Annotated in this window: 26 protein-coding genes; 16 read left to right on the forward strand and 10 right to left on the reverse strand. The window is 67.9% G+C overall.

What is annotated here, in order from left to right:
* Nucleotides 1-48: 48 nt before the first annotated feature.
* From ROJ8625_RS14090 to dxs, 13 genes are all read left to right on the forward strand, one after another.
* On the forward strand, nt 49-930 hold the full coding sequence (locus tag ROJ8625_RS14090; protein ID WP_085792548.1) for a polyprenyl synthetase family protein: 882 nt from the start codon (nt 49-51) through the stop codon (nt 928-930).
* A 5-nt stretch (nt 931-935) separates the two neighbouring features.
* Nucleotides 936-2,069, forward strand: coding sequence for a methyltransferase (locus ROJ8625_RS14095; RefSeq protein WP_143535133.1), 1,134 nt, complete (start codon nt 936-938; stop codon nt 2,067-2,069).
* A 147-nt stretch (nt 2,070-2,216) separates the two neighbouring features.
* Complete coding sequence (gene bchC, locus ROJ8625_RS14100) at nt 2,217-3,158, forward strand: chlorophyll synthesis pathway protein BchC (RefSeq protein WP_085792550.1); 942 nt, start codon at nt 2,217-2,219, stop codon at nt 3,156-3,158.
* Nucleotides 3,155-4,156 carry a chlorophyllide a reductase iron protein subunit X gene (locus ROJ8625_RS14105; protein WP_085792551.1) on the forward strand — a complete coding sequence of 334 codons (1,002 nt, stop codon included), beginning with the start codon at nt 3,155-3,157 and terminating at the stop codon, nt 4,154-4,156. The genes bchC and ROJ8625_RS14105 overlap by 4 nt, the downstream gene beginning before the upstream one ends.
* 73 nt (nt 4,157-4,229) lie before the next feature.
* Complete coding sequence (gene bchY / locus ROJ8625_RS14110; RefSeq protein WP_234984274.1) at nt 4,230-5,765, forward strand: chlorophyllide a reductase subunit Y; 1,536 nt, start codon at nt 4,230-4,232, stop codon at nt 5,763-5,765.
* 61 nt (nt 5,766-5,826) lie between these two features.
* Nucleotides 5,827-7,290, forward strand: a complete 1,464-nt coding sequence (bchZ, locus tag ROJ8625_RS14115; protein ID WP_085792552.1) for a chlorophyllide a reductase subunit Z — start codon at nt 5,827-5,829, stop codon at nt 7,288-7,290.
* Complete coding sequence (pufQ, locus tag ROJ8625_RS14120; RefSeq protein ID WP_085792553.1) at nt 7,287-7,505, forward strand: cytochrome PufQ; 219 nt, start codon at nt 7,287-7,289, stop codon at nt 7,503-7,505. Before bchZ ends, pufQ begins: the two co-directional genes overlap by 4 nt.
* Nucleotides 7,506-7,625: 120 nt before the next feature.
* Complete coding sequence (gene pufB / locus ROJ8625_RS14125; RefSeq protein ID WP_037259290.1) at nt 7,626-7,775, forward strand: light-harvesting antenna LH1, beta subunit; 150 nt, start codon at nt 7,626-7,628, stop codon at nt 7,773-7,775.
* A gap of 10 nt (nt 7,776-7,785) precedes the next feature.
* The gene (gene pufA, locus ROJ8625_RS14130; protein WP_037259287.1) at nt 7,786-7,947 is read left to right on the forward strand and encodes a light-harvesting antenna LH1, alpha subunit; all 162 of its coding nucleotides are present in this window, start codon (nt 7,786-7,788) and stop codon (nt 7,945-7,947) included.
* A 160-nt stretch (nt 7,948-8,107) separates the two neighbouring features.
* Nucleotides 8,108-8,953 (forward strand): photosynthetic reaction center subunit L, encoded by an 846-nt coding sequence (gene pufL / locus ROJ8625_RS14135; RefSeq protein WP_085792554.1) that lies wholly within the window; start codon nt 8,108-8,110, stop codon nt 8,951-8,953.
* A gap of 3 nt (nt 8,954-8,956) precedes the next feature.
* Nucleotides 8,957-9,970, forward strand: a complete 1,014-nt coding sequence (gene pufM, locus ROJ8625_RS14140) for a photosynthetic reaction center subunit M (RefSeq protein ID WP_085792555.1) — start codon at nt 8,957-8,959, stop codon at nt 9,968-9,970.
* A gap of 3 nt (nt 9,971-9,973) precedes the next feature.
* Nucleotides 9,974-11,089: a photosynthetic reaction center cytochrome PufC gene (pufC, locus tag ROJ8625_RS14145; protein WP_085792556.1), complete on the forward strand. Its 1,116-nt coding sequence runs from the start codon at nt 9,974-9,976 to the stop codon at nt 11,087-11,089.
* Nucleotides 11,090-11,310: 221 nt separating this feature from the next.
* Entirely contained in the window at nt 11,311-13,230 is a 1,920-nt protein-coding gene (gene dxs / locus ROJ8625_RS14150; RefSeq protein WP_085792557.1) for a 1-deoxy-D-xylulose-5-phosphate synthase, read from the forward strand.
* Between the two features lie 6 nt (nt 13,231-13,236).
* Here the strand turns inward: dxs and ROJ8625_RS14155 are convergent, their stop codons facing one another.
* The 6 genes from ROJ8625_RS14155 to pip all read right to left on the reverse strand — a co-directional run bounded on the left by ROJ8625_RS14155 (nt 13,237) and on the right by pip (nt 21,467).
* Nucleotides 13,237-14,817, reverse strand: coding sequence for an SGNH/GDSL hydrolase family protein (locus tag ROJ8625_RS14155; RefSeq protein WP_085792558.1), 1,581 nt, complete (start codon nt 14,815-14,817; stop codon nt 13,237-13,239).
* A 143-nt stretch (nt 14,818-14,960) separates the two neighbouring features.
* A complete protein-coding gene (locus tag ROJ8625_RS14160; RefSeq protein ID WP_085792559.1) occupies nt 14,961-16,514 on the reverse strand; it encodes an ABC transporter substrate-binding protein in 1,554 nt (517 codons plus the stop codon).
* A gap of 70 nt (nt 16,515-16,584) precedes the next feature.
* Nucleotides 16,585-18,234: an ABC transporter ATP-binding protein gene (locus ROJ8625_RS14165; RefSeq protein ID WP_085792560.1), complete on the reverse strand. Its 1,650-nt coding sequence runs from the start codon at nt 18,232-18,234 to the stop codon at nt 16,585-16,587.
* A gap of 4 nt (nt 18,235-18,238) precedes the next feature.
* On the reverse strand, nt 18,239-19,408 hold the full coding sequence (locus ROJ8625_RS14170) for an ABC transporter permease (RefSeq protein ID WP_085792561.1): 1,170 nt from the start codon (nt 19,406-19,408) through the stop codon (nt 18,239-18,241).
* The gene (locus tag ROJ8625_RS14175) at nt 19,405-20,400 is read right to left on the reverse strand and encodes an ABC transporter permease (RefSeq protein ID WP_085792562.1); all 996 of its coding nucleotides are present in this window, start codon (nt 20,398-20,400) and stop codon (nt 19,405-19,407) included. Before ROJ8625_RS14175 ends, ROJ8625_RS14170 begins: the two co-directional genes overlap by 4 nt.
* 98 nt (nt 20,401-20,498) lie before the next feature.
* On the reverse strand, nt 20,499-21,467 hold the full coding sequence (gene pip / locus ROJ8625_RS14180; RefSeq protein WP_085792563.1) for a prolyl aminopeptidase: 969 nt from the start codon (nt 21,465-21,467) through the stop codon (nt 20,499-20,501).
* 52 nt (nt 21,468-21,519) lie between these two features.
* Here pip and ubiG point away from each other — a divergent pair, with 52 nt between their 5' ends.
* Nucleotides 21,520-22,266 carry a bifunctional 2-polyprenyl-6-hydroxyphenol methylase/3-demethylubiquinol 3-O-methyltransferase UbiG gene (gene ubiG, locus ROJ8625_RS14185; protein WP_085792564.1) on the forward strand — a complete coding sequence of 249 codons (747 nt, stop codon included), beginning with the start codon at nt 21,520-21,522 and terminating at the stop codon, nt 22,264-22,266.
* Between the two features lie 7 nt (nt 22,267-22,273).
* Here ubiG and ROJ8625_RS14190 read toward each other — a convergent pair whose 3' ends face one another.
* Genes ROJ8625_RS14190 through ROJ8625_RS14205 form a run of 4 tightly spaced genes read right to left on the reverse strand, consistent with a single transcriptional unit; the run spans nt 22,274 to nt 24,585 of the window.
* Nucleotides 22,274-22,720, reverse strand: a complete 447-nt coding sequence (locus ROJ8625_RS14190; RefSeq protein ID WP_085792565.1) for a MarR family winged helix-turn-helix transcriptional regulator — start codon at nt 22,718-22,720, stop codon at nt 22,274-22,276.
* Nucleotides 22,720-23,553 carry a carbon-nitrogen hydrolase family protein gene (locus ROJ8625_RS14195; RefSeq protein WP_085792566.1) on the reverse strand — a complete coding sequence of 278 codons (834 nt, stop codon included), beginning with the start codon at nt 23,551-23,553 and terminating at the stop codon, nt 22,720-22,722. The genes ROJ8625_RS14190 and ROJ8625_RS14195 overlap by 1 nt, the downstream gene beginning before the upstream one ends.
* Complete coding sequence (gene grxC, locus ROJ8625_RS14200) at nt 23,550-23,810, reverse strand: glutaredoxin 3 (RefSeq protein ID WP_085792567.1); 261 nt, start codon at nt 23,808-23,810, stop codon at nt 23,550-23,552. Before grxC ends, ROJ8625_RS14195 begins: the two co-directional genes overlap by 4 nt.
* 34 nt (nt 23,811-23,844) lie before the next feature.
* Nucleotides 23,845-24,585 carry a ComF family protein gene (locus ROJ8625_RS14205; protein ID WP_306372291.1) on the reverse strand — a complete coding sequence of 247 codons (741 nt, stop codon included), beginning with the start codon at nt 24,583-24,585 and terminating at the stop codon, nt 23,845-23,847.
* 13 nt (nt 24,586-24,598) lie between these two features.
* Here ROJ8625_RS14205 and ROJ8625_RS14210 point away from each other — a divergent pair, with 13 nt between their 5' ends.
* Both ROJ8625_RS14210 and hemH read left to right on the forward strand, forming a co-directional pair.
* Nucleotides 24,599-25,420 (forward strand): methyltransferase domain-containing protein, encoded by an 822-nt coding sequence (locus tag ROJ8625_RS14210; RefSeq protein ID WP_085792568.1) that lies wholly within the window; start codon nt 24,599-24,601, stop codon nt 25,418-25,420.
* A gap of 53 nt (nt 25,421-25,473) precedes the next feature.
* Entirely contained in the window at nt 25,474-26,538 is a 1,065-nt protein-coding gene (gene hemH, locus ROJ8625_RS14215; RefSeq protein ID WP_085792569.1) for a ferrochelatase, read from the forward strand.
* Nucleotide 26,539: the final 1 nt, after the last annotated feature.

The raw sequence follows: 26,539 nt of genomic DNA on the forward strand, positions 1-26,539 counted from the left end.
GTCAGTTTCAGACAACAACTCGGCGCCAAGCGCCTATCGGAGGGCCGAATGGGGATGTCAGACCGCATTGAGACGGCGGTACGTGCCGCGCTCGCACGCGGGCAAGGTGGCCCGGACACGGCAGCTCCGGCCCAGCTTTCCGGCGCTCTGGGGTATGCCTGCCTGCCCGGCGGGGCGCGCATCCGGCCGCGAATCCTGACGGCCGTGGCGAGCGCCTGTGGCGATTCCAAACCGGCCGTGACCGACAGCGCGGCCGCCGCGCTCGAACTCATGCATTGCGCGAGCCTTGCGCATGACGACCTGCCCTGCTTCGACGACGCCGCGGTCCGCCGGGGCAAGCCGTCGGTGCATCGCGCCTACGACGAGCCGATCGCGGTTCTGACAGGCGACGCGCTCATCATCCTGTCCTTCGAAACATTGGCCCGCGCGGCGGCGCATGACCCGATGCGCGCCGTCGGCCTGATCGAGATCCTGACCCGGGCCAGCGGCATGCCGCACGGCATCTGCGCGGGACAGGGCTGGGAAAGCGAGACCGAGATCGACCTGTCGGCCTATCACCGTGCCAAGACCGGCGCGCTCTTCGTCGCTGCGACGCAGATGGGCGCCACGGCGGCCGGCGAGGATCCGGAGCCGTGGACCGAGCTCGGCGCGCGCATCGGCGAAGCGTTCCAGGTGGCTGACGACCTGCGCGACGCGTTCGACAGCGAGGCGAGCCTCGGCAAGCCCGCCGGCCAGGACGCAGTGCATAGCCGGCCAAATGCGGTCCAGGAACTGGGCAAGACCGGCGCGATCGAACGGCTGCGCGACATTCTCGCCGGCGCCATCGCGTCGATCCCGTCCTGCCCCGGCGAGGCCGCTCTGGCGCAGATGGTGCGCTGGCAGGCCGAACGGCTGACGCCGGCCTGGGCGGCCTCGGCCGCGCGGGTCTGACGCCGGTGGCTGCGCCCGCGGACCTGCCGGCGCACGCGCCGCGGCCCGACTGGCGCACGCGCGTCCTGCGATGGGTCGCCCGCCCGGGATTCCAGGCCTGGGCCGCCCGCTTTCCGCTGAGCCGCCGCTACGTGCGGCGCAAAGGGACGGACCTCTTCGATCTCGTTCAGGGCTTCGTCTCGAGCCAGGTGCTTCTCGCACTGGTCGATCTGCAGCTGTGTCACCACCTCGCCGACGGCCCGCGTCATCCCGACGACCTCGCCGGCGTGGTCGACGTGCGCGCGGACCGTCTTGCCCGCCTGCTGCAAGCCGGGGCGGCCCTGGGACTCTTGCGGCGCACGCGCGATGGCCGGTTCGGGCTGGAGCCGTCCGGCGCCGCGCTGATCGGCGTTCCGGGGCTCGAGGCGATGATTGCGCACCACCGGATCCTCTACCGCGATCTTGCCGACCCGGTCGCGTTCCTGCGGGGCGACACCGAGCCAGAACTGGCGCAGCTCTGGCCCTACGTCTTCGGCGCCGGCGCAGCGGAGGATCCCGCGCGGGCCCGTCGCTACTCGCGGCTCATGGCCGACAGCCAGGCGCTCGTGGCCGCCGATACGCTCGGCGCGGTGTCTTTGTCCGGTGTGACTCATCTGCTCGATGTGGGGGGCGGAACCGGCGTGTTCGCCGAGGCGGCCGCGCGCGCCAACCCGCAGCTGCAGGTCACGCTGATGGAATTGCCGGCGGTGGCCGAGGCCGCACGCGAGCGCCTCGCGGGCAGCGACGTGTCCGATCGCATCGACATCGTCGGCGGATCGTTCCGCGATGAGGCGCTGCCCACCGGCGCGGATGCGATCTCGCTGGTGCGGGTGCTCTTCGACCACGAGGACGATACCGTGGTCGCCCTTCTTGAACGGGTCTACGCGGCGCTGCCGCCAGGAGGCACGGTGATTGTGTCCGAGCCGATGTCGGGCGGCGCGAGGCCCGATCGCGCCGGCGACGTGTTCTACTCCTTTTACACGATGGCGATGGGCACCGGGACGGTGCGCGCGCCCGACCGGATCGCGCGGCTTCTGACCGATGCCGGGTTCGTCCGGGTCAGCGCGCCGCGCCCGCTGCGCAGTTTCGTCACGCGCGTCGTGACCGCGACCCGTCCTTGAGCGCTGTTTCCGCGACTGTTCTGAATCATTGACATGCAAGTCTGTCAGAGTAATCTGACACTAACCTGTAAACCGCGCTAGACACCCGGGAGGGGCGCCGAGACGGCGATATCGGGTGACGCAGCGCCAAAGGCGAGGGAGGGTGACATGCAGACCAATGCCGTGCTTCTTCAGCGCCCGCGCGATCTCGTCCTGGCCGATCTGACGCTCACCGACCCCGGCCCGCGCGACGTGGTGGTCGAAATTGCCCATTCGGGCATCTCGACAGGGACCGAGAAGCTGTTCTGGACCGGTGAGATGCCGCCGTTCCCGGGCATGGGCTACCCTCTGGTGCCCGGCTACGAGGCAGCAGGCGAAGTCGTGGAGGCGGGGCCCGAAAGCGGGTTCACGGCTGGCGACCACGTCTTCGTTCCCGGCGCCAATTGCTATGATGGCGCGCACGGCCTGTTCGGCGGCGCAGCCGCGCATATCGTCGCCGACGCGGCTCGGGTGACGCGCATCGAACGCGGCCACGGGCCCGAGGGCGCGCTTCTCGCGCTCGCCGCCACTGCACGCCACGCACTGGCGGGCCTGCGCACCGAGCTGCCGGAGCTGATCGTCGGTCACGGCGTCCTCGGCCGGCTGCTGGCGCGGCTGACGCTGGCCGCCGGCGCGCCCGCCCCGGTCGTCTGGGACACCGATGCCGGCCGGCGCGACGGCGCCACCGGGTACCCGGTGATCGCGCCGGAAGACGACCCGCGCCGCGATTATCGCGCAATCTACGACGCGTCGGGCGATGCGGCCCTTATCGACACGTTGATCGGACGGCTCGCCAAGGGCGGCGAGCTGGTGCTCGCGGGGTTCTACAAGGACCGCCCGAGCTTTGCCTTCGCGCCCGCCTTCATGAAGGAGGCGCGGCTGCGGATCGCCGCGGAATGGACCGCGGACGACCTCGGCGCCACCCGAGCGCTGATCGAGAGCGGCACCCTGTCGCTCGGCGGGCTCGTGACGCACCGGCGGCCGGCGACAGACGCCGCGACCGCCTATACCACCGCGTTCGACGACCCCGCCTGCCTCAAGATGATACTCGACTGGAAGGACACGGCATGAAGGACGAAGTTCCCAACCTGAAGGACTTCGACCAGCGGCTGCGCGACGAGGCCAACGAGGATCTCGCCGACGTGATTCCGCAGGAAGCCACCAAGGAAACGCAGATCATCGCGATCTACGGAAAGGGCGGTATCGGCAAGTCCTTCACGCTGGCCAACCTGAGCCACATGATGGCCGAGCAGGGCAAGCGCGTGCTGCTCATCGGCTGCGATCCGAAATCGGACACCACGTCGCTGCTGTTCGGCGGCAAGGCCTGTCCGACGATCATCGAGACCTCGACCAAGAAGAAGCTTGCCGGCGAGGAGGTCGCGATCGGCGACGTCTGCTTCAAGCGCGGCGGCGTCTTCGCGATGGAACTCGGCGGTCCCGAGGTCGGCCGCGGCTGTGGCGGTCGGGGCATCATCCACGGGTTCGAGCTTCTGGAGAAGCTCGGCTTCCACGACTGGGACTTCGACTACGTCCTGCTCGACTTCCTCGGCGACGTGGTCTGCGGCGGCTTCGGACTGCCGATCGCGCGCGACATGGCGCAGAAGGTGATCCTGGTCGGCTCGAACGACCTGCAATCCCTCTACGTGGCGAACAACGTCTGTTCGGCAGTGGAGTACTTCCGCAAGCTCGGCGGCAATGTCGGCGTTGCGGGGCTGGTGGTGAACAAGGACGACGGCTCGGGCGAGGCGCAGGCCTTTGCCGAAGCGGTCGACATTCCCGTTCTCGCCGCGATTCCGCAGGACGACGACCTGCGCAAGAAATCGGCGAACTACCAGATCGTCGGCACGGCGGAGTCGCGCTGGGGATCGCTGTTCGCGGGACTCGCCGAGGCGGTGTCGCTGGCCCCGCCGGTGCGACCGACGCCGCTCGACCAGGACGGCCTTCTCGACCTCTTCGACGGTTCCGACACCGGCGCCGGCGTGGTTCTCGAGCCGGCGACCGACGCCGACATGCGCGGCAAGTACGCCGAGCCGAAGCCGTCGCTCGAGGTGATCTACGACGAGGCGTGAGAGACGCCGCCGGACCGGGGGCGCTGCCCCCGGACCCCCGGAGGATTTGGACCAAGAAGAAGATGGGGTCGACGTGACCGACGAAGCGAGAGACGACGAGACCGGACGGACGGAGAGCCAGGACGCGGCCCCCGTCGACGGGCACGGCTGTCACGCGGGCGCGGAGATGGACGCGGCGGCGCGCCGGGCCGGCGCGTCGGACATCCTCGACCGGTATGCCGAAGATTATCCGCAGGGCCCGCACGACAAGCCGCAGAGCATGTGCCCGGCCTTCGGGTCGCTGCGCGTGGGCCTGCGGATGAAGCGGGTCGCGACGGTCCTGTCGGGCTCGGCGTGCTGCGTCTACGGGCTGTCCTTCGTCAGCCACTTCTACGGCGCGCGCCGGTCGGTCGGCTATGTGCCGTTCGATTCCGAGACACTGGTGACAGGCAAGCTCTTCGAGGACATCCGCGCGGCGGTGCACGAGCTCGCGGATCCCGACAAGCGCGACGCGATCGTCGTGACCAATCTCTGTGTGCCGACCGCGTCGGGCGTGCCGCTGCGGCTTCTGCCGAAGGAGATCGACGGCGTCCGGGTGGTGGGGATCGACGTGCCGGGCTTCGGCGTGCCGACGCACGCGGAGGCCAAGGACGTGCTGGCGGGCGCGATGCTGGACTATGCGCGGACGGAGGTCGAGGCCGGGCCGGTGGCGGCGCCGGAGGCGCGGGTGAGCGACCGGCCGACGGTCACGCTCCTCGGGGAGATGTTCCCGGCGGACCCGATGACGATCGGCGCGCTGCTCGATCCGCTCGGCCTTGCGGCCGGGCCGGTGGTGCCGTGCCGGGAATGGCGCGAGCTCTATGCCGCGCTCGATTGCGGCGCCGTCGCGGCGCTGCACCCGTTCTACAGCGCCAGTGTGCGCGTGTTCGAGACGGCGGGAAGGCCGGTGATCGGCTCCGCGCCCGTGGGATACGAGGGAACGGCCGCGTGGTTGGGCCGGATTGCGGATGTCTTCGGCGTGCCGAAGGCGACGGCCGCGGCCGCGCAGAACGCCATCCTCCCGGGCGTGAAGGATGCGCTGGCCGCGGCACCGATTTCGGGTCGCATCACGCTGTCGGGCTACGAGGGCTCGGAACTTCTGGTGGCGCGGCTCCTGATCGAGAGCGGGGCGGAGGTGCCCTATGTCGGCACCGCCTGCGCCCGGTCGCGCTGGTCGGAGGAGGATGCCGCCTGGCTCGAGGCGCGGGGCTGCCGCGTGCGCTTTCGCGCGTCGCTCGAAGACGACATCGCGGCGATGGAGGCGGCCGATCCCGACCTCGCCATCGGCACCACGCCGGTCGTGCAGGCGGCCAAGGAGCGCGGGATCCCTGGGCTCTACTTCACGAACCTGATCTCGGCGCGGCCGCTGATGGGTGCCGCGGGCGCCGGCCCGCTGGCGCAGGTGGTCAATGCCGCGATCGGCGGGCGCGAGCGCATGGACCGGATGCGGGCGTTCTTCGAGGGCGTCGGCACAGGCGACAGCGCCGGTGTCTGGGAAGGCGCGCCGAACCTGCGTGACGATTTCCGCCGCACCAACCAGAAGAAGCTCGATCGTGCCGCCAAGGCGCGCCGCGCGCAGGAGATGATCTGATGATGGCGCTGCGCACGATACCGAACGCCGCCCTGCGGGCCCCTGCCGGGGGAGATGCGGGATGCTGATTCAGGACCATGACAGGGCCGGCGGCTACTGGGGTGCGGTCTACGCCTTCTGCGCGGTGAAGGGCCTGCAGGTGGTGATCGACGGCCCGGTGGGCTGCGAGAACCTGCCGGTGACATCGGTGCTGCACTACACCGACGCGCTGCCGCCGCACGAGCTTCCGATCGTGGTGACCGGTCTCGGCGAGGAGGAGCTTGGCCGCGAGGGCACCGAGGGCGCGATGAAGCGTGCTTGGGGCTGTCTCGACCCGGCGCTTCCGGCGGTCGTGGTCACCGGCTCGATCGCGGAGATGATCGGCGGCGGGGTCACGCCCGAGGGCACCAACCTGCAGCGGTTCTTGCCGCGCACCATCGACGAGGATCAGTGGCAGGCGGCGGACCGCGCCATGACCTGGATCTTCACCGAGTGGGGCATGACCAAGGGCCGGATGCCGCCCGAGGCCAAGCGCGAGGACGACGCGCCCCCGCGTGTGAACATCCTCGGGCCGATGTACGGCACGTTCAACATGCCCTCCGACCTCGCCGAGATCCGGCGCCTCGTCGAAGGCATCGGCGCCGAGGTCAACATGGTGATGCCGATAGGCGCGCACCTCGCCGAGATGCGCAACCTGGTGAACGCCGACGCCAACGTGGTGATGTACCGCGAGTTCGGCCGCGGGCTCGCGGAGGTGCTGGGCAAGCCCTACCTGCAGGCGCCGATCGGGATGGAGTCCACGACGCTGTTCCTGCGGCGGCTGGGCGAGATGCTCGGACTCGACCCCGAACCGTTCATCGAGCGCGAGAAGCATTCGACGCTGAAGCCGGTCTGGGATCTGTGGCGGTCGGTCACGCAGGATTTCTTCGCGACCGCGAATTTCGGGATCGTCGCGAACGAGACCTACACGCGCGGCATCCGCAACTACCTCGAGGGCGATCTCGGACTGCCCTGCGCCTTTGCGGTGGCCCGCGTTGCGGGCAAGAAGACCGACAACGACAGCGTGCGCGCGATGATCTCGCGCGAGCGTCCGATCGTCGTGCTCGGCTCGATCAACGAGAAGATGTACCTCGCCGAAACGCGCGGCGGGCACGGACCGCAGCCAGCCTTCATCCCGGCCAGCTTTCCGGGCGCGGCGATCCGCCGGCACACCGGCACACCGATGATGGGCTATGCCGGCGCGACCTACCTTCTGCAGGAGGTGTGCAACGGGCTCTTCGACGCGCTGTTCCACATCCTGCCGCTCGGCAGTGCGATGGATGCCGGAGACGCCACGCCGACGCCATTGCGCCGCGACATGGCCTGGGACGCCGACGCGCAAGCCGAGCTCGACCGGATCGTCGCCACGCATCCGGTGCTGACCCGCATTTCCGCAGCCAAGACATTGCGCGACGCCGCCGAGGCCGAAGCGCTGAAACAAGGGGCCGACCGCGTCGTGCGCGAGACGGTGCAGGCCCTCGATCCAAGCCAGGGAGGGTCCTCATGACCGATTTCACCACCGACATGCCGCGTCGCCGCGTGAACAAGCGCGGGGCCGAGTTTCTTGTCTATTTCAGCCTGATCTTCGTGCTGGCGATCCCGTTCGCCACGGGAAGCTGGCTTCTCGACGTGTTCCGCAAGCAGACGCTCAACCTGCACGGGCCGCTGGCCCGGGCGTGGGCCGAAGCGGACCGGATCACGCCGATCCTTTTCTCGGCCTGAGCCGAGTGACCGAACTGGCCGCCTCTTGCTCGGGGCGGACAGCCTGGAGGGCGCGCGCGCCCGACGGGACCCGGCCGCGAGGGTGTCGCGGCGTCAGCATAACGTTCCGGAGGAAAGTTCATGGCTGATCCGACCGACCTGTCCTTCACAGGTCTCACCGACGAGCAGGCGCAGGAACTGCATTCCGTCTACATGAGCGGCCTCTGGCTGTTCTCGGCGGTCGCAGTGGTGGCTCATCTGGCCACCTTCATCTGGCGTCCGTGGTTCTGAGGAGCGGGAAATGGCAAAGTTCTACAAGATCTGGCTCATTTTCGACCCGCGCCGCGTGTTCGTGGCGCAGGGTGTCTTCCTCTTCCTGCTCGCCGTCATGATCCATCTCGTCGTTCTGTCGAACGGCGTGAACTGGTTCGAGACGGCCGCCGCCGCCGGCGGCGCAGGCTGATGAGCCCGGCGCGGGCCGAGAGCCCGTGCCGCTACACCGGTGACACGACCGCCGCGGGCGGACGACGGGAGGCTGACGCCACCCCCGCCCGCGGCAAACGCAAGTAGGTACAGACGGCCCGGCCCCTGTTGCGGCGAGCCGCCAAACGCGGAGACGGAAGATGGCTTTGCTCAGCTTCGAAAAGAAATATCGCGTCCGGGGCGGGACGCTGATCGGGGGCGATCTCTTCGACTTCTGGGTGGGGCCCTTCTACGTGGGCTTCTTCGGGGTCACGACCGCCTTTTTCGCCCTGCTCGGGACAATTCTCATTTTCTGGGGGGCCGCCCACCAGGGCACCTTCAACCCCTGGCTCATCAACATCCCGCCGCCGGACCTCAGCTACGGGCTCGGCGCGGCGCCACTGATGGAGGGCGGGCTCTGGCAGGTCATCACGATCTGCGCGACGGGCGCGTTCATCTCGTGGGCGCTGCGCGAGGTGGAGATCTGCCGCAAGCTCGGCATGGGCTATCACGTGCCTTTCGCCTTCAGCGTCGCGATCCTCGCCTACCTCACGCTCGAGGTGTTCCGCCCTCTGCTGATGGGTGCGTGGGGGCATGCCTTCCCGTACGGGATTTTCAGCCACCTCGACTGGGTGTCGAACGTCGGCTACGCGTATCTCCACTTCCACTACAACCCGGCGCACATGCTGGCGGTGACCCTGTTCTTCACCACCACGCTGGCGCTCGCGCTGCACGGCGCGCTCATCCTCTCGGCGGCGAACCCCGAGAAGGGCGAGGTCATGAAGACGCCCGACCACGAGGACACGTTCTTCCGCGACTTCATCGGTTACTCGGTGGGCACGCTGGGCATTCACCGGCTGGGGTTCCTCCTCGCCATCAATGCCGGCTTCTGGTCGGCGGTCTGCATCATCATCTCCGGGCCCGTCTGGACCAAGGGCTGGCCCGAATGGTGGAACTGGTGGCTCGAGATGCCGATCTGGGGCCCCTTCGCGAACGGGGGAGTGTGACCCATGGTCTGGAAAGTCGAATATCAGAACATCTTCACCCAGACGCAGGTGCAGGGCACCCCGGAGTGGGGGATGAACGACAACGGCCGGATGATGGAGGAGCGCGCGCTCAAGCCCTTCTTCTCGTCCCTGGCCGGCTGGCTCGGCAACGCGCAGATCGGGCCGATCTACCTCGGCTGGACGGGGCTCGTGTCGGCTGCGACGTTCATCATCGCGCTCAACATCGTCGGCTTCAACATGCTGGCGCAGGTGAACTGGTCGATCCCCGAGTTCATCCGGCAGGGGTTCTGGCTCGCGCTCGAGCCGCCGAGCCCGGAATACGGGCTGCGGATCCCGCCGCTCTACGACGGCGGGTGGTACATCATCGCGAGCTTCTTCCTGCTCGTGTCGGTGATGACCTGGTGGGCCCGTTCGTGGCTGCTGGCGAAAGAGCAGAAGATGGGCAAGCACGTCTTCTGGGCCTTCGGCTCTGCGATCTGGCTGTTCCTCGTGCTGGGCCTCTTCCGCCCGGTCCTCATGGGATCGTGGTCCGAGGCGGTGCCCTACGGCATCTTCCCGCACCTCGACTGGACCACGGCGTTCTCCATTCGCTACGGCAACCTCTACTACAACCCGTTCCACTGTCTCTCGATCGTGTTCCTCTACGGCTCCGTCCTGCTCTTCGCGATGCACGGCGGCACGATCCTCGCCGTCTGCCGCTACGGGGGCGACCGTGAGCTCGAGCAGATCGTGGATCGCGGCACCGCGTCCGAGCGCGCGGCCCTGTTCTGGCGCTGGACCATGGGGTTCAACGCCACGATGGAGGGCATTCACCGCTGGGCGTGGTGGTTCGCGGTCCTGACGCCGATAACCGGCGGGATCGGGATCCTGCTCACCGGCACCGTCGTCGATAACTGGTTCATCTGGGCGCAAGAGCACCACTTCGCTCCGAGCTACGACGGCGCCTACGGCTACGAGGCCTACGGCTACAGCTACGAAGGCTTCATCGGCCAGGGCGGTGCAGAGGGAGGAGAATGATCCATGCTTCCGAAGTGGTTCAATGACTGGAACAAGGATCGTCCCGTCGACATCTATGGCCCCGCGATCCTCGTGGGTGCCGTCGGCGGCGCGGTCGTCATCGCGGCCCTCCTGATCTCGGCCGGCCAGCCGTTCGCGACGAAGTCGATGCAGACCGGCCCCGCCGGGACGGGCATGGCGCAGGTGGAATTCGTCAGCGAGATCACCGACGTCGATCCGACGATCGTCGACTACTACACGGAGGCGCCCTATCCCGTGGAGGAGGGCGCCCCCCTCGCCGGCGACGTCTACGAGAACGTGCAGGTGCTCGACGGTCTGACGGAGGACAACTTCAACCGCGTGATGCTGGCCATCACGCAGTGGGTGTCGCCCGAACAGGGTTGTGCCTACTGCCACGGCAACGGCGGGCTGGAGACCTACGCATCCGACGATCTCTACACCAAGATGGTGTCGCGCCGGATGATCCAGATGACCCAGAACATCAACGAGAACTGGGGCGGTCACGTCAACGCGCAGCAGGAAGTGGGCGTGAACTGCTACACCTGCCACCGCGGCAACAACGTGCCGGAGAACATCTGGTTCAGGCTCACGCCGCTCGGCGACACGATGGAGGGCTGGGGTGCGGTGCAGAACCGCGTGACCATGCAGTCGCAGTACACCTCGCTGCCCTCCGACGCGCTCGAGAGCTACCTTCTCGAGGACAACCCGATCGGCGTTCACGACTACTCGTCGCATGTCGACAGCGATCCGACCGACCCCAACACGGCGACGTGGCAGGATGCGGAGCGGACCTATTCGTTGATGAACTACGTCTCGAACTCTCTCGGGGTGAACTGCGTGTTCTGTCACAACTCGCGCGCCTTCTACGACGGCGGGCAGGTGACGCCGCAATGGGCGACCGAGAGCCTCGGCATCGCGATGGTGCTCGAGATGAACAACGACTACCTCGTGCCGCTGAAGGACGTGTACCCGGAGAACCGGCTCGGCCCGGTTCACGGCGACGCGCCCAAGGCCGCGTGCAAGACCTGCCACCAGGGCTATCAGCAGCCGCTGCAGGGCATGAACGTGATCGCCGACTGGCCCGAGCTCGCGACGACCGGAGACCCGGTCTACGAGTGACGCACGCGGGGCTTCGGCCCCGCGCGCCCGCGGATCCGCGGCGTCCTCTTCCCAGGCGTCGTGGTGATCGGGGGCCGCAAGACCCCCGGTTTCCGTCCTGTTGGCTGCAGGACCGGCGCCACGCCGAAATGCGCATCCAGCATTCGAGGCGTGGCGCCAATCAGCCGAAGACGCGCCCCGCATCCGTTAGCGCGTCACCGACCCGTCAGGAGGAGGCGGCCATGACCCAGAGACCCGACACACAGATTCTCGACCGCGTGGCATCGCCGGCGGACCTGCGGCGCCTGACCGACACTGACCTGTCGCGCCTCGCGCGTGAGCTTCGGTCCGAGACGATCTCGGCGGTCAGTGAAACCGGCGGGCATCTCGGATCCTCGCTCGGCGTCGTGGAGCTCACGGTGGCGATCCACGCGGTGTTCGACACTCCGAGGGACAAGCTGATCTGGGATGTCGGGCACCAGTGCTACCCGCACAAGATCCTGACCGGACGTCGCGACCGTATCCGTACCTTGCGCCAGAAGGACGGGCTTTCGGGCTTCACCAAGCGCAGCGAGAGCGAATTCGATCCCTTTGGCGCGGCGCACAGCTCCACCTCGATCTCGGCCGGGCTCGGTTTCGCCGTCGGTCGTGACATGGGCAAAGCGACCGGCGATGCCATCGCGGTCATCGGCGATGGCGCGATCAGCGCGGGCATGGCCTACGAGGCGCTCAACAACGCGGGCGCAGAAGGGCGCCGGCTGTTCGTCATCCTCAACGACAACGAGATGTCGATCGCACCGCCGGTCGGCGCCATGTCGGCCTATCTCTCGCGGCTCTGGGGCACGGCCCCGTTTTCGGACATGCGCGCGCTGGCCGAGGGCATGGAGGCCGCGTTGCCCGCGCCGATGCGCGACGGCGCGCGGCGGGCGCGCCAGCTCGTGACCGGCACCGGAAGCGGCACGCTCTTCGAGGAACTCGGCTTCGACTACATCGGGCCGATCGACGGGCACGACATGGGCCAGCTTCTGAGCGTCCTGCGTGCAGCGCGAATGCGCGCGACAGGGCCGGTCCTGATCCATTGCTGCACCGTGAAAGGCAAGGGCTACGCGCCGGCCGAGACCAGCGCCGACAAGTATCACGGCGTGGCGAAGTTCGACGTCGAGAGCGGAACGCAGAAGAAGGGCAAGGGCGGCCCTCCGGCCTATACCAAGGTCTTCGGCCAGGCACTGACCGACGCTGCGGCACGGAATCCCGACGTCTGCGCGATCACCGCGGCGATGCCCTCGGGTACCGGGCTCGATATCATGGCCAAGCGCTTTCCGGCGCGGGTGTTCGACGTGGGCATCGCCGAGCAGCACGGCGTCACCTTCGCCGCCGGCCTCGCGGCCGCTGGCCTCAAACCCGTTTGCGCGATCTACTCGACCTTCCTTCAGCGCGGCTATGACCAGGTGGTGCACGATGTGGCGCTTCAGCGGCTGCCGGTGCGTTTCGCCATCGACCGCGCCGGCCTCGTCGGCGCCGACGGTGCGACTCATGCGGGCGCCTATGACCTCGCCTACCTGAGCTGCCTTCCCGGCTTCACGGTCATGGCCGCGGCCGACGAGGCCGAGCTGTGCCACATGGTCGAAACCGCGCTGGCGCATGACGCCGGCCCGATCGCGTTCCGCTACCCGCGTGGCGCGGGCACCGGCGTCGATCTGCCCGAGCGGGGTGAAGTGCTCGAAATCGGGCGGGGGCGAATCGTGCGCGAGGGCGCGGACGTGGCGATCCTGTCGCTCGGCGCGCATCTGTCCGAAGCGCTGGCCGCCGCCGACATGCTGGCGGCCGAGGGGATCACCGCCACGGTCGCCGACGCGCGCTTTGCCAAGCCGCTCGACATGGACCTGATCCGAAACCTGTCGCGGCATCACGCCGCCCTGGTGACGCTGGAGCAGGGCGCCGGCGGTGGCTTCGGGGCGCATGTTCTGGAGGCGATGGCGCGCGACGGGCTTCTCGATGGACGTCTGGCGGTTCGGACGATGACCCTGCCCGACCGCCTGATCGAACAGGCGAGCCCGGCAGAGATGTACGCCGATGCCGGCCTGACCGCCGCCGATATCGCCCTGCGCGTGAACGAGGCGTTGGGGCGCACCGACGCGAACGTGGTGCGCCTCCCGGTCTGAGGTCTCTCAGACCACGCCCCAGAGATCCGCGTCGGCCAGCGCACCGTCGCTGCCGCCAGGGATCTCCTCGAGCGACGCGAAGAGCCGGACCTTCTCGATCCCGGACACGCTGAGGCCCAGATCGCCCAGGTCCCAGGTGCCGAAGAACGCTTCCCAGAAGGACCGGCCCGACTCCGCGTCGGCCAGCGCCGCGGCGGTCTCCGCCGATTCGGCGAGATAGAGAGTGTCGTTTCCGCTGCCGCCGATGATCGTGTCGTCGCCGTCGCCCGGCGCCCAGACAAACACGTCGTCGCCCGAGCGGCCGTCGACCCGGTCGTCGCCGGTTCCGCCGATCATGGTGTCGTCGTCGCTGCCGCCGGTCAGCCGGTCGCGACCCGGGCCACCGGCCAAGAGATCGTCGCCCGTGCCGCCACGCACGTCGTCGCGGCCCGACCCGCCGAGGATAAGGTCTTCGTCGCCGTTGCCGAACACCGTGTCGTTGCCCGTCCCGCCGAGCGCGATGTCGTCGCCGCCGCCCAAGGTGATGAAGTCGCTGCCGCCGCGGGCGAGGATCAGGTGATCGTCGCCATCGAAGAGCCGGATCGACGTGAATTCCGACAGGACATGAGTCTCGCGGGTGATCGCGGCGGCACTGTAGACGGCGAAGACGTCGTGCACCGCCGTCGTCGGGTGCAGGAAATCGAAAAACTGGACCTGAGCCGGATCCAGCCCCGCGACCGCGGGGTCTTCCGGGAAGAACAGCGTCGGCAGATCGCCCGGGTCGGCCGGCAAAATGATCTGAGGATCGGTGCCGGTGCCGAGCAGCACAGGGCCTTTCGCCTCGAGTCCAAAGGCGGCCATGTCGGCGTCGATCTCGGCGGTCAGCGCATTCAGATCGACGACCATCGCGTCGGCGCCGTCATCCTCGAGATCCGAGGCGAGATCGCGCAGCGCCACCTCGTGCAGCCCGACGAAAACATCGAGCGCCGCGACCGCGACCGGATCGAGGTCTGCCGCGCCGGGCAGGAAGGCCGCGTTCGGGAAGCTGTAGAGGATCACCGTATCGGCCGCGCCGCTGTCGACGACGGCTTGCGCCGCCGCGCGCGTGCTCTCGACCACGTTGTTCAGAAGCGTGATCGCGTCGAAGAGTGCGCCCGGATCCTCCAGATCGAGCCGGGACACGTCGTTGAGGCCGATCAGGAAGGACGCCGCCGTGTCGCCCTCGATCGGTTCCGCGAGGAACCGGTCGACCTGAGCGCCGAGATTGACGTCGAAGGACAGGTCGTCCGCGGTGGTGTCCGGCAGGATCAGCGGCGCGACAAGGGCGCCGTCGAACGGCGGATTAGGATCATCGAGACCCAGCACCTGCCACAGCGGCCGCTCGCCCACGGCCTGCGCGCTCGCCACGGCGAAGACCTCGGAATCGACGCCGAGCAGATCGGGCAGGGTCTGGCTGTAGACAGGCCCGTTCGACAGCACGCCCGCGTAGCCCGCGCTCTCGAGCGGGAACGGGATCGCGAGAACCTCGCTCGTCAGGCGAAAGATCTCTCCGGCGTCGGTCAGGCTGTCGCCGAATAAGACGAGGCGGTCGAAATCGGGCTGGGGCATCGGGCTCTCCTGTCACGGCGCGGGCATGGCGCCGCTTCACTCGACCGGAACGGTAGCACGTCGCGTCCCGAATCGCGCATATTCAAAACGAAAAACGCCCCGCGCACTGCGCGGGGCGTCGAATGCCAGAGGGCGTCGACCGATCAGGCCATCCACCACCGTTCGGCGAGGCGCGAGTTGTCCATCTGCCAGAGGTTGCCGATGGTGTCCGGGGTCGCCACCTTGTTGGATACGGCCTGCACCCAGTTCGCGAACATCGGGATGACGACGCCGCCCTCGTCGCGCAGGATCTGCTGCATCTCGCCGTACATCTCGCGGCGCAGCGCGGGCTCGAGCGTGGCGCGGGCCTCGACCAGAAGGTTCTGGAAGCGCTCGTTGTCCTCGCTGTCCCACTGGCTGTCGTTCCAGGCCACGCCCTCTTGGTAGGCCGAAGAGAACATCCAGTCCTCGGTCGCGCGTCCAGACCAGTAGCAGGCGCACCACGGCTTCTTGATCCAGACGTTAGACCAGTAGCCGTCCGCCGGCTCCTGAACGACGTTGATGTTGATGCCGCCCGCGGAGGCCGAGGCCTGGTAGAGCTGGGCCGCGTCGACCGCCCCCTCGAACGCGGCCGAAGAGGCCGAGAGATTGACGTCGATCGAGTCGAGCCCGGCCTGCTGCAGGTAGTACTTTGCCTGGTCGGGGTCGTACGGAATCGGATCGAGTTCGGCCATGTACTGGTTCGCGGGGCCGATCGGGCTGTCTGCGGCGATCTGGCCGTGACCGAACAGCACCTTCTCCAGCATTTCCTGGCGGTTGATGCCGTGCTTGAGCGCCTTGCGCACGTTCACGTCGTCGAACGGCGCGATGTTGGTGAGCATCGGGAAGGTGTAGTGCTGGTTGCCCGTCACTTCCTGGATCCGCACCGCGGGGTTCGCGCGCAGAAGCTGCTCGGTCTTGAAGTCGATGCGGTTGATCGCGTCGACCTGCCCGGTCAGCAGTGCGTTCATGCGGGCCGTGTTGTCGTTGATCGCAATGAATTCGATCTCGTCGAACCAGCCGAACTCGCCATCCTTGTAGTGGCTCTCAACGCGTTCGCCGACCCAGCGCACGCCCGGATCGAGGCTGACATTGCGGTAAAGGCCGGTGCCGATGCCCTGCGCGATCGCCTCCTCGATCTGGCCCGCGGGGTAGATCAGCAGGTGATAGTCCGACATCAGGTATGGGAAGTCGGCGTTGCCGGCGTTCAGCACGAACTGAACCTGGTGCTCGCCGAGCTTCTTCATCTCGGCGATCGGCTCGACCAGCGGTGCGGCTGCCGATTTCGAGCCTTCGGCCACGTGCAGCTGGAGCGACTCGATCACGTCGTCGGCGCCGAACGGCTTGCCATTATGGAAGGTCACGCCCTGGCGAAGGTTGAAGGTCCAGGTCTTGGCATCGGACGACGCTTCCCAGTCTGTGGCGAGCTCACCCACGAGGCTGCCATCGGCGGCGACCTCGGTCAGGCTGTCGAACACCGCGCCCTGGGCCGCGGAAATGATGAAGACGTCGGAATGGGTCCGGCCGTCCCAGCTGTCGGAGGTGTTGGCGCCCGACAGGCCCACGACCAGCCGGCCGCCGCGCTTGGCCTGCTGGGCCCGGATCGGCAGGCCGGTGGCCGCCAGCACACCGGCGGCGGCACCGGTTCGAAGTAGTCCGCGTCTCGAAATCGAAGTCATGTGGTCGTCTCCCTTGTCGTCGTGTCCGGCCCGTCGCGGTCCGGTTCTTGGCGCCGTGGCGGCGCTCAGGTTAAGCCATCTTGTTCACGGCGGCATCGCCGATGTTGTCGCGGCCGCGCTCCTCGAGGAGATTGGTCAGCCAGTCGGGATCCATCTCGGGCACCGAGCTCAGCAGCAGGTCGGTGTAGGGGTGATGGGGCGGCGAGAACATCTCGCGCTTCGGACCCTGCTCGACAACCTCGCCGTCCTTCATGACCACCACCTCGTCCGAGATGGCGCGCACCGTGGCGAGGTCGTGTGTAATGAACATGTATGACAGTTTGCGCTCATCCTGCAGTCGTGCCAACAGCCGCAGGATGCCCTCCGCGACAAGTTGATCGAGCGCCGACGTGACCTCGTCGCAAATGATGAACTTGGGCTCGGCGGCCAGTGCGCGCGCGATCCCGATCCGCTGTTTCTGCCCGCCCGAAAGCTCGGAGGGCAGACGGTCGATGTATTCGCCCGGCGGCAGCTCGATCTCGTGCAGAAGCTGGGCCACGCGGTCGCGCCGCTTCGCCCCTTTCAGGCCGCGGTAGAACTCGACGGGCCGGCCGATGATCTCTCCGATCGTCTTGCGCGGATTGAGCGCGGTGTCGGCCATCTGATAGATCATCTGGATCTGGCGCAGCTGTTCCTTCGACCGCTTGCGATAATCGAGCGGCAGTTCCTCGCCATCGAGACGGATGACGCCGCTGCGCGGCGGCAGGAGCCCGGTGATGCAGCGCGCGGCGGTCGACTTGCCCGACCCGCTTTCGCCGACGACCGCGACGGTGCGACCTTCGTGGATGTCGAAGCTCACGCCTCGCAGGACCTGGACGTCACCGTAGAACGCATCGATCGCGTCGACCGAGATGACCGGTACCGCGCCGGCGGCGGGCGCGGGCTTCTCGGGCCGCTCGAAGCTGCGAACCGCCCACAGCGACCGCGTGTAGTCCTCCTGCGGCGAGTCGAGCATGGTGCGGGTCGCCGCTTCCTCCACCTCGTCGCCCCGGAACAGGACCTTGATGCGGTCGGCCATCTGGGCCACGACCGCGAGATCGTGGGTGATGTAGATCGCGGCGGTGCCGAATTGCTCCACGATGTCGCGGATCGCGGCCAGCACCTCGATCTGCGTCGTCACGTCAAGCGCCGTCGTCGGTTCGTCGAAGATGATGAGGTCGGGGCGGCACGACATCGCCATCGCCGTCATCGCGCGCTGCAGCTGCCCGCCAGAGACCTGGTGCGGATAGCGGAAGCCGATCTCCTCGGGATTGGGAAGGCGCAGCCGCTCGTAGAGACGCATCGCGTCCTCCTGGCTTTCCTTCTCGTTCATCACGCCGTGTTCGACCGGCGCCTCGGTGTGCTGATCGATCAGCTTGTGCGCGGGATTGAAACTCGCCGCCGCCGATTGCGCGACATAGGCAATGCGCTTGCCGAGGAGGTCGCGCTTCACGCCCATCCGGGCGTTCACGAGGTCGATGCCGTCGAATTCCACGCTGCCGCCCGAAATTCGCACGCCGTCTCGTGTGAAACCCATCGCCGCGAGACCGATCGTCGACTTGCCCGCGCCGCTCTCGCCGATCAGGCCCAGCACCTCGCCGCGGTGCAGGTCGAGATCGACGCCGTTGACGATCTGTGTCCAGGTCTCGTCCGACAATCCCTCGAGCGTCAGGCCGCGGATCTTCAGCAGCGGTTCGGTCATGGCCTCAATCCTTCAGCCCCGAGGAGCGGTGCAACACCCAGTCGACGACGAAGTTGACCGCCACGGTCAGCAGTGCGATCGCCCCCGCCGCCATCAGCGGCAAGGCTGCGGCCAGCGGCGAGAAGGCGGCGAAATTGATGAACTGCGCGAGGTCGCGCACCATCGTGCCCCAGTCGGCCAACGGGGGCTGGATGCCGACCCCGAGGAAGGACAGGGCGGCGATGGTCAGGAACACGAAGCAGAAGCGCAGACCGAACTCGGCGAGGAGCGGCGCGGTCGCGTTGGGCAGGATCTCGCGAAAGATGAGATAGGACAGTCCTTCGCCGCGCAGTTTCGCGGCCTCGATGTAATCCATCACGACGATGTTCTGCCCGACGGCGCGGGCAAGGCGGAAGACCCGCGTGGAGTCGATCAGCGCGATGATGAAGATCATGTAGAGCGTCAGCTGCCATTGCTGGTTGCCCGCCCAGGCGCTGGCGATCGTCATCAGGAGCAGCGCGAAGATCAGCGACGGGATCGCCATCAGCACGTCGACCGCGCGGCTGAGGATGTTGTCGAACCAACCGCCGATCGTCGCGGCAAGGAAACCGAGCGCGCCGCCCACGAAGAACGCGATGCACGTCGTGGCGAACGCGATGCCCACGGTGTTCTGGGCGCCGTAGATCAGGCGCGACAGCAGATCCCGCCCGATCTGGTCGGTGCCGAGCGGGTGCGCCGGATCGCCGCCGGTCGCCGGGTCGCCGCCCGGCAGCATGTTGACCGTTCCGACCACCTCAGACTGGCCGTACGGGGCGAGTAGGGGCGCGAGGATCGCGGTCAGCGCGTAGAGCAGGATGGTCAGCAGGCCGAAGGACGCGGTCAGCGGCATTTGCCGAAAGCCCTTCTTTGTCGCCTCGGTCCCGACGCTGCGGCCAGCCAGGCGAAAGAGGAAGGCCGCCACCGCCGCCACCGCGAAGAACTGCACCGCCCAGCGAAAGAACACCGCGCCGTCGACGAAGGCATAGAGGTAGACGCCCCCGGCCAGCGCCGCGAGGAGAAGCATCCACCCGAACGCGCCGGCGAAGGTCATGTCGCGCAGATACGCGTTCGACGTCCGTTGGCCGGCGGCGCGGGCTGCGAAGGCCGCAACCAGAAGCGCGGCCAGAACGCCGAGAAAGCCGAGAAGGGTCGTCATTTCGGATGCCTCAGCCGTGGATTCGACAGGATCGAGAGAATGTCCGCCACGAGATTGAGGAGGATATAAGCGGCCGCGAAGATCAGGCAGCAGGCCTGAACCACGGGAATGTCGCGGATCTTCACGCTGTCCACGAAGAGCTGGCCGATGCCGGGATAGACGAACACGACCTCGACCACGACCACGCCGGTGATGAGATAGGCGAGGTTGATCGCGATCACGTTGATGATGGGCGCCAGCGCGTTCGGCAGCGCGTGCTTCACGATCACGCGCATCGGGCTCATGCCCTTGAGGCGGGCCATTTCGATGTAGGGGCTGGCCAGGAGGTTGATGATTGCCGCGCGGGTCATCCGCATCATGTGCGCGGTGACCACGAGCGTCAGGGTCAGCGCCGGCAGGAGCGTTCGCTCGAGCCGTTCGCCGAGGCCCATGCCGGCATAGATGTTCGACAGCGACGGCAGGATCGGGTTCAGCACGGCCAGAAACAGGATCAGAACGTAGGCGAGGAAGAACTCCGGCGAGCTGATCGAGGTGAGGGCGAAAACGTTGGCGCCCTTGTCGAACGCCGTGTTGCGGTAGAGCGCGGCGAGGATGCCGAGGCCCACGGCGAACGGCACCGCGATGAGGGCGGTCACGCCGGCGAGGAACATGGTGTTCGCGAACCGCGGCGCGATCTGCTGCATCACGGTCGTGCCGCGCGCGGCGCCCTCGCCGACGAAGCTGGCAAAGTTGGCTTGCGCGAACGATGTGCCGAGATCGCCGGTGAGCGCGCCCCCGAGCCAGTCGAAGTATCGCAGCACGACGGGCTGATCGAGACCCAGATCGCGGCGGATCGACTCCACGGCCTGTGGTGTGGCGCCCTGCCCGAGGATGACCTGTGCGAAATCGCCCGGCAGCAGGTTCACCGCTGCGAAGATCACGACCGAGACCACGAAGAGCGTCAGCAGACCGAGGGCGAGACGCTGGAGAATGATGCGTAGGACGTTTGACACGGAGCCTGTTGTCGGCCGTTTTCTTGGGACAGGCCGTACGTTAGCGAGTAGTGTCAGAGAAGGGAAGGCTCGTGTCGCTCTCGTCGCACGGGGCGTCGTTAATGGATCATCTCATCCATGATCCGCACGAGTTCCGCGCTGATCCCGGGCTCCGACAGGGCGTGACCGGCGTTCCGGATCATCCGCAGGTCGGCGGCCGGCCACGCGCGCGCCAGACGCCATGCGCGGACCGGCGGACAGATCATGTCGTAGCGGCCCTGGACGATCGCGCCGGGGATCTGCGAGATCCGGTCGACGTTCTTCAGGATCCACCCGTCCTCGTCGAGAAAGCCGCGATGCGTGAAGTAGTGGTTCTCCAGCCGGGCGAACGCGCGGGCATAATCGCCCGGCGCCTCGCCGCCCTGTCCGGAGGACTGAACCGAGGCGAGCGCGTTTTCCCACGCCGACCACGCACGCGCGAACTTCGTCTCGATCCGCATGTCGCCGGAAAAAAGCCGGCGATGATAGGCGGCGATCATGTCGTCGCGCTCGTCCTCGGGAATGAGATCGGTGAAGCGCGCCCAGGTCTCGGGCCAGAACAGCCCCGCACCGCCGCCATAGAACCAGTCGAGCTCGTCCTCCGTCATCAGGAACACGCCGCGCAGTACCAGCTGGCGCACTGCGTCGGGATGCGAGATCGCGTAGATCAGCGCCAGCGTCGCGCCCCAGGACCCGCCGAAGACGACGACCGGCCCGAGGTCGAGCGTGTCGCGGATGCGCTCGATGTCGGCCACCAGATCCCAGGTCGTGTTGTTCTCCACGCTCGCATGCGGACGCGAGCGTCCGCAGCCGCGCTGATCGAACAGGATCACGCGATAGACCTTGGGGTCGAAGTAGCGCCGCATCGCCGGAGAGCAGCCGCCCCCCGGTCCGCCGTGCAGAACGATGACCGGGCGCCCCCGGGGGTTGCCGCATTGCTCGACATAGACGCTGTGCCCGTCGCCGACGTCCAGCATCCGTTGGTCGAACGGGTCCAACGGGGGATAGAGATATTGCACCGCGCGCTTTTGACCGAGGTCTTTGTCCATGCCCCAGCTATATGAGATAGGGACACGAAATGACCATGGGAAATACGTCGCGATGACCGACACCAGCGTCGACCCGAGGGAGGTCGCGAAGTTCGAGGCGATGGCCGCGGAGTGGTGGGATCCGAAGGGTCGCGCGGCGCCCCTGCACGCAATGGGGCCCTGCCGTCTGGACTACGTCGCGGCGCAGATCGCTGGCGAGTTCGGGCGTGATCTCGACGCCGCCGATCCGCTGGCGGGGCTGTCGGTTCTCGATATCGGCTGCGGTGGCGGCCTCATGTCCGAGCCGATGGCACGTCTGGGCGCGCACGTCACCGGCATCGACGCGGGCGCGGCGAACATCGCCGCCGCTCGGACGCACGCCGAGGCGCAGGAACTGACCATCGACTACCGCGCCGGAACGGCCGAGGCCCTTTCCGAAGGCGAGGCACGCTTCGATACCGTGCTGGCGATGGAGATCGTGGAACACGTGCCCGATCCCGACGCCTTCGTGGCGACGGCCGCACGTCTGGTCGCCCCAGGGGGCTTGCTGATCGTCTCGACGGTCAATCGCACGGCGCGCGCCTTCGCCGCGGTCATCGTCGGCGCGGAATGGGTGCTGCGCTGGCTTCCGCGGGGCACGCACGACTGGAACCGTTTCATTCGTCCGGACGAGCTCGAAGGGATGATGACGGCCGGCGGGCTGTCGCCCGTCGACCGCAAGGGCATGGTCCCCGATCTGGCCAAAGGCGGGTTCCGCCTGTCGGACCGGGACCTTGCCGTGAACTATACGGTGACGGCGCGGCGCGACATCACCGCCTGAGGCCGGTCTAGCGCTCCGGCGGTGTCTCCAGCGCCTGTCGCAACGATCGCAGGACCGGTAAGGCGGCGCGCAGACGATCGTCGCCGAGAGCTTCCGCCGTTTCCCCCAGAAGCGGGGCGATGGCCTCGAGCGCCTCGTCGCGGGCGCGCAAGCCGGCCGGACTGATCGCCACGAGCTTGCGGCGCGCATCGTCCCAATCCGGGCGGATGTGGATGTGACCCGCCGTGTCGAGCCGGGTGAGGGTGTTCGTCATCGCGCCGCGCGTGAGGTGAAAGGCGCGCGCCAGCTGGGCCGGCGTCCGCTCTCCACCCACGCGGGCCAGATGGTTCAGAACCGAGAAGTGCGACAGCTCCATCCGCGCCGGAAGAACCCGCGCAAGACGCGAGCGCAACAATTGGTCGGCGGCCATGATCTCGCTCACCAGCGAAACGGCAAGGTCCGCGGGCTCTGTCATCAGGGGCCGGTGAACGCGCGGTCGTGGGTCAGCGCCGGGATCTTGGCGCGCGCATCGTCCACCGCCGCGCGGTCGATCTCCACGAAGGTGGTGCCGGGGGCGGTGCCGCCGTCGGCCACGACCTCGCCCCACGGAGACACCGCGAGGCTGTGGCCCCAGGTCTCGCGCCGGCGGCCGCGAGCGGCTTCATGGGCGCCGGTCTGCGCCGGCGCCAGGACCCATGCGCCGCACTCGATGGCCCGCGCGCGCAGAAGCGGCTCCCAGTGCATCGGGCCGGTCGCGGGCGAAAACGCCGAGGGAACCGTCAGGATGTCGGCGCCCGCCTGCGCGAGCGCGCGATAGAGATAGGGAAAGCGCACATCGTAACAGATCGTCAGCCCGATCCGGCCGAACGGCGTGTCGGCGATCACCGCGCGATCGCCCGGCGCATAACCCGCGCTTTCACGGTAGGTCTCGGTCTCCGACACCTGAACATCGAACATGTGCATCTTGTCGTAGCGGGCCGCGATCTCGCCCGCGGGACCGATCAGCAGGGAGCGGTTCACGAACCGCTCCTCCGGCGGATCGGCCTGCAGCGCGAGCGACCCCGCAAGGCACCAGATGCCGGCGCGGGCGGCTTCCTCGCGCAGCATAGCGAGCGTCGGATCCTCGCCCTCCCGGCGCAGGACCTCGCGCTGATGCGTCCGGCTGGCCGACACGCAGTTCGTCACTTCGGGGGTCAGGACGAACGCCGCGCCATCGGCCACTGCGTCGCGCAGCACGTCGCGCACTGTCGCGATATTCGCGGCGGGATCGTCCGAGGACGTGAGCTGAATGAGTGCGGCGCGGGTCACGCGGCCTGCAAGAGCGGGTCGAGCTTTCCGGCGCGGTCAAGAGCGTAAAGCTCGTCGCACCCGCCGACATGGGTGGTGCCGACAAAGATCTGGGGCACCGTTCGAGCGCCGCCGGCACGGTCGATCATTTCCGGCTTGCGTCCTGGGTCGGCTAGCACGTCGATCTCGGAAAAGCTCACGCCCTTCTGCGTCAGCAGGCGCTTGGCCGCGTGGCAGAAGCCGCAGAGCGGCGATGTGTAGATTTCGACGGACTGCATGCAAATTCCTCTGATATCCCTTGTCCGGGCAAATCTAGGTATCGCGCGCCGCGCGCGCCAGTGCCAGCACGCAGACCTCCGTTGCGCCGGCGGCAACGAGGGCCTCCGTGCCGGCCGCCAGTGTCGCGCCGCTCGTCATCACGTCATCGACAAGCAGGACGGGGTGGTCCGCGACCAGGTGCACCCGGCGCGGGTCCGCCCGGATAGCGCCCGCAAGCGTGGCGAACCGCTGGTCCCGGGACTGCCCGTCGAGGCTCGGTGTCCGCTGCACGCGCTTCAGGACATCGACCGCGACCGTATGGCCAGTCAGGTGCCCAAGCGCCGCGCACAGGAGCGCCGACTGGTTGTAGCGGCGCCGCAGCAGCCGCAGCGTGTGCAGCGGAACGGGCACGATAACGGTATCCGCCTGCAGAAGCGACGCGGCCGCGTTGGCCATCCAGGTCGCGGCGGGGCGCGCGATATCGTGGCGGTCGCCGTGTTTCAGGCCGAGCACGAGCTTTCGACCTGCCCCGGAATAGAGCAACGCGGCCCGGCCGCGCGCCCAGGGCCGCGGGATCTTCAGGCACTCGTCGCAGGTCAGCCCGGCGCTTTCCGCGGCGTCCGGTCCGCCGGGCAGCGGTGTGCCGCAGGCGTCGCAGACCGCGCCGGCGACAAAGCTCGTGTCGGCCCAGCAGGACCCGCAGAGGCCGAAATCGCTCTCCACACGGCCGCCGCAGGCAAGGCAAGCCGGCGGGTAGACAAGGCGGATCGCCGTTTGCAAGCGCAGGCCGCGCACTTATTTCCCTCTCATGACCGACATGCCCGAATTGACTGACCGTGCGGCGCTGGACCGCAACAGGCAGCGCGCGCGGAGCGACCCCGCCCTGTTCCTGCACGAGCACGCCGCGGACGATCTGCAGGATCGCCTCAGCGTGGTTAACAGAACCTTTACGGCTCCGGCCGTCGTGACGCCGTTCCCGGAGGTTTGGGCGGACCGGATGCCCGACGCCCGGATCGTGCCGGACGCCGAGACGCTCGATCTCGTTCCGGGCGCGCATGACCTTGTGATCCATGCGCTCGCCATGCACTGGGCGAACGATCCCGTGGGTCAGATCATCCAGTCGCGGCGTGCGCTGAAACCCGATGGTCTGTTCCTCGGCGCGGCGTTCGGTGGCCGGACACTGTCGGAACTGCGCGCTGCGCTCGGGCAGGCGGAGGTCGAAGTGGCCGGTGGGCTCAGCCCGCGCGTGGCTCCGATGGGCGACATTCGCGATCTGGGCGCGCTGCTGCAGCGTGCGGGACTGGCGCTGCCAGTCGCCGATGGCTTCACCATGACCGTGCGCTACCGCGATGCGCTGCACCTGATGCGCGACCTGCGCGCGATGGGCGAGGCCAACGCGCTGACCACGCGCCCGCGCCGGCCCACACGCCGCCAGGTGCTGCTGCGCGCGGCCGAGCTCTATGCCGAAGGGTATGCCGACACCGACGGGTTCGTGCCGGCGACGTTCGAGCTCGTGGCGCTCACCGGATGGGCACCGGACGACAGCCAGCCGCAGCCGCTGCGCCCCGGATCGGCCACGCACAGCCTTGCCGAGGCACTCGGCAGCGCGGAGACGAAGCTCCGAGATTGAACCGAACGCCCGATTCGCTACGTAGAAACGGCAGGGAACAAGGATACGAGTCGATGCTGGACGCCACGAAAGCCGCCATTCGCCCCACCCATGCCCCGGCCGATCACCCGAAGGTACCGGCCGAGAAGGTCGGTATCCTGCTCGCCAATCTTGGGACGCCGGACAATTACGACTATTGGTCGATGCGGCGGTATCTGAACGAGTTCCTGTCCGATCGCCGGGTGATCGACTACTCTCCGTGGCTGTGGCAGCCGCTCTTGCAGCTGGTGATCCTGACGAAACGTCCGTTTTCGTCGGGGGAAGCGTACAAATCGATCTGGAACGAGGACAAGGGCGAGAGCCCCCTCATGACCATCACCAAGGACCAGACCGCCAAGATCGCCGAAGCGATGGCGGAGCGATACGGTGACCAGGTCGAGGTCGATTTCTGCATGCGCTACGGCAACCCGTCGACCCGCTCCAAGGTGCGCAAGATGGTCGAGTCCGGCTGCCGCCGGATCCTGTTCTTCCCGCTCTATCCGCATTACGCCGGCGCCACGTCGGCGACCGCCAACGACGCCTTCTTCCGCGCGTTGGAACAGGAGACCTGGCAACCGGTGGCGCGGACCGTGCCGCCCTACTTCGAGCATCCGAAATACATCGAGGCGCTCGCCCAGTCGATCGAGCGTGCCTACGCGAAGCTGGAGACCCGGCCGGATATCCTCGTCTGCTCGTACCACGGCGTGCCGAAGCGCTACCTGCTCGAGGGCGACCCCTATCACTGCCAGTGCCAGAAGACGACGCGCCTGCTGAAGGAACGGCTCGGCTGGGACGACACCGAGATCACGACCACCTTCCAGTCGCGGTTCGGGCCCGAGGAATGGCTGAAGCCCTACACCGTCGAGGAGGTCGCGCGCCTCGCCGAAGAGGACGGCAAGAAGAACATCGCGGTCTGCGCGCCGGCGTTCTCGGCCGACTGCATCGAAACGCTCGAAGAGATCAACGAGGAGATCAAGGAGAGCTTCGAGGAGGCCGGCGGCGAGCATTTCACCTATATCCCCTGCCTCAACGACGACGACGCGCATATCGCGGCGCTGTCGCAGGTGATCGAGGAAAACGTGGCCGGCTGGCTCGACTGAG

This window comes from Roseivivax jejudonensis (assembly GCF_900172265.1).
GTDB lineage: Bacteria > Pseudomonadota > Alphaproteobacteria > Rhodobacterales > Rhodobacteraceae > Roseivivax > Roseivivax jejudonensis.

Excerpts from the sequence above, each read along its gene's own strand:
- ROJ8625_RS14090 (WP_085792548.1), top strand. The coding sequence starts at position 49 with ATGGGGATGTCAGACCGCATTGAGACGGCGGTACGTGCCGCGCTCGCA.
- bchC (WP_085792550.1), top strand. The coding sequence starts at position 2,217 with ATGCAGACCAATGCCGTGCTTCTTCAGCGCCCGCGCGATCTCGTCCTG.
- ROJ8625_RS14105 (WP_085792551.1), top strand. The coding sequence starts at position 3,155 with ATGAAGGACGAAGTTCCCAACCTGAAGGACTTCGACCAGCGGCTGCGC.
- bchZ (WP_085792552.1), top strand. The coding sequence starts at position 5,827 with ATGCTGATTCAGGACCATGACAGGGCCGGCGGCTACTGGGGTGCGGTC.
- pufQ (WP_085792553.1), top strand. The coding sequence starts at position 7,287 with ATGACCGATTTCACCACCGACATGCCGCGTCGCCGCGTGAACAAGCGC.
- pufB (WP_037259290.1), top strand. The coding sequence starts at position 7,626 with ATGGCTGATCCGACCGACCTGTCCTTCACAGGTCTCACCGACGAGCAG.
- pufA (WP_037259287.1), top strand. The coding sequence starts at position 7,786 with ATGGCAAAGTTCTACAAGATCTGGCTCATTTTCGACCCGCGCCGCGTG.
- pufL (WP_085792554.1), top strand. The coding sequence starts at position 8,108 with ATGGCTTTGCTCAGCTTCGAAAAGAAATATCGCGTCCGGGGCGGGACG.
- pufM (WP_085792555.1), top strand. The coding sequence starts at position 8,957 with ATGGTCTGGAAAGTCGAATATCAGAACATCTTCACCCAGACGCAGGTG.
- pufC (WP_085792556.1), top strand. The coding sequence starts at position 9,974 with ATGCTTCCGAAGTGGTTCAATGACTGGAACAAGGATCGTCCCGTCGAC.
- dxs (WP_085792557.1), top strand. The coding sequence starts at position 11,311 with ATGACCCAGAGACCCGACACACAGATTCTCGACCGCGTGGCATCGCCG.
- ROJ8625_RS14155 (WP_085792558.1), bottom strand. The coding sequence starts at position 14,817 with ATGCCCCAGCCCGATTTCGACCGCCTCGTCTTATTCGGCGACAGCCTG.
- ROJ8625_RS14160 (WP_085792559.1), bottom strand. The coding sequence starts at position 16,514 with ATGACTTCGATTTCGAGACGCGGACTACTTCGAACCGGTGCCGCCGCC.
- ROJ8625_RS14165 (WP_085792560.1), bottom strand. The coding sequence starts at position 18,234 with ATGACCGAACCGCTGCTGAAGATCCGCGGCCTGACGCTCGAGGGATTG.
- ROJ8625_RS14170 (WP_085792561.1), bottom strand. The coding sequence starts at position 19,408 with ATGACGACCCTTCTCGGCTTTCTCGGCGTTCTGGCCGCGCTTCTGGTT.
- pip (WP_085792563.1), bottom strand. The coding sequence starts at position 21,467 with ATGGACAAAGACCTCGGTCAAAAGCGCGCGGTGCAATATCTCTATCCC.
- ubiG (WP_085792564.1), top strand. The coding sequence starts at position 21,520 with ATGACCGACACCAGCGTCGACCCGAGGGAGGTCGCGAAGTTCGAGGCG.
- ROJ8625_RS14190 (WP_085792565.1), bottom strand. The coding sequence starts at position 22,720 with ATGACAGAGCCCGCGGACCTTGCCGTTTCGCTGGTGAGCGAGATCATG.
- grxC (WP_085792567.1), bottom strand. The coding sequence starts at position 23,810 with ATGCAGTCCGTCGAAATCTACACATCGCCGCTCTGCGGCTTCTGCCAC.
- ROJ8625_RS14210 (WP_085792568.1), top strand. The coding sequence starts at position 24,599 with ATGACCGACATGCCCGAATTGACTGACCGTGCGGCGCTGGACCGCAAC.
- hemH (WP_085792569.1), top strand. The coding sequence starts at position 25,474 with ATGCTGGACGCCACGAAAGCCGCCATTCGCCCCACCCATGCCCCGGCC.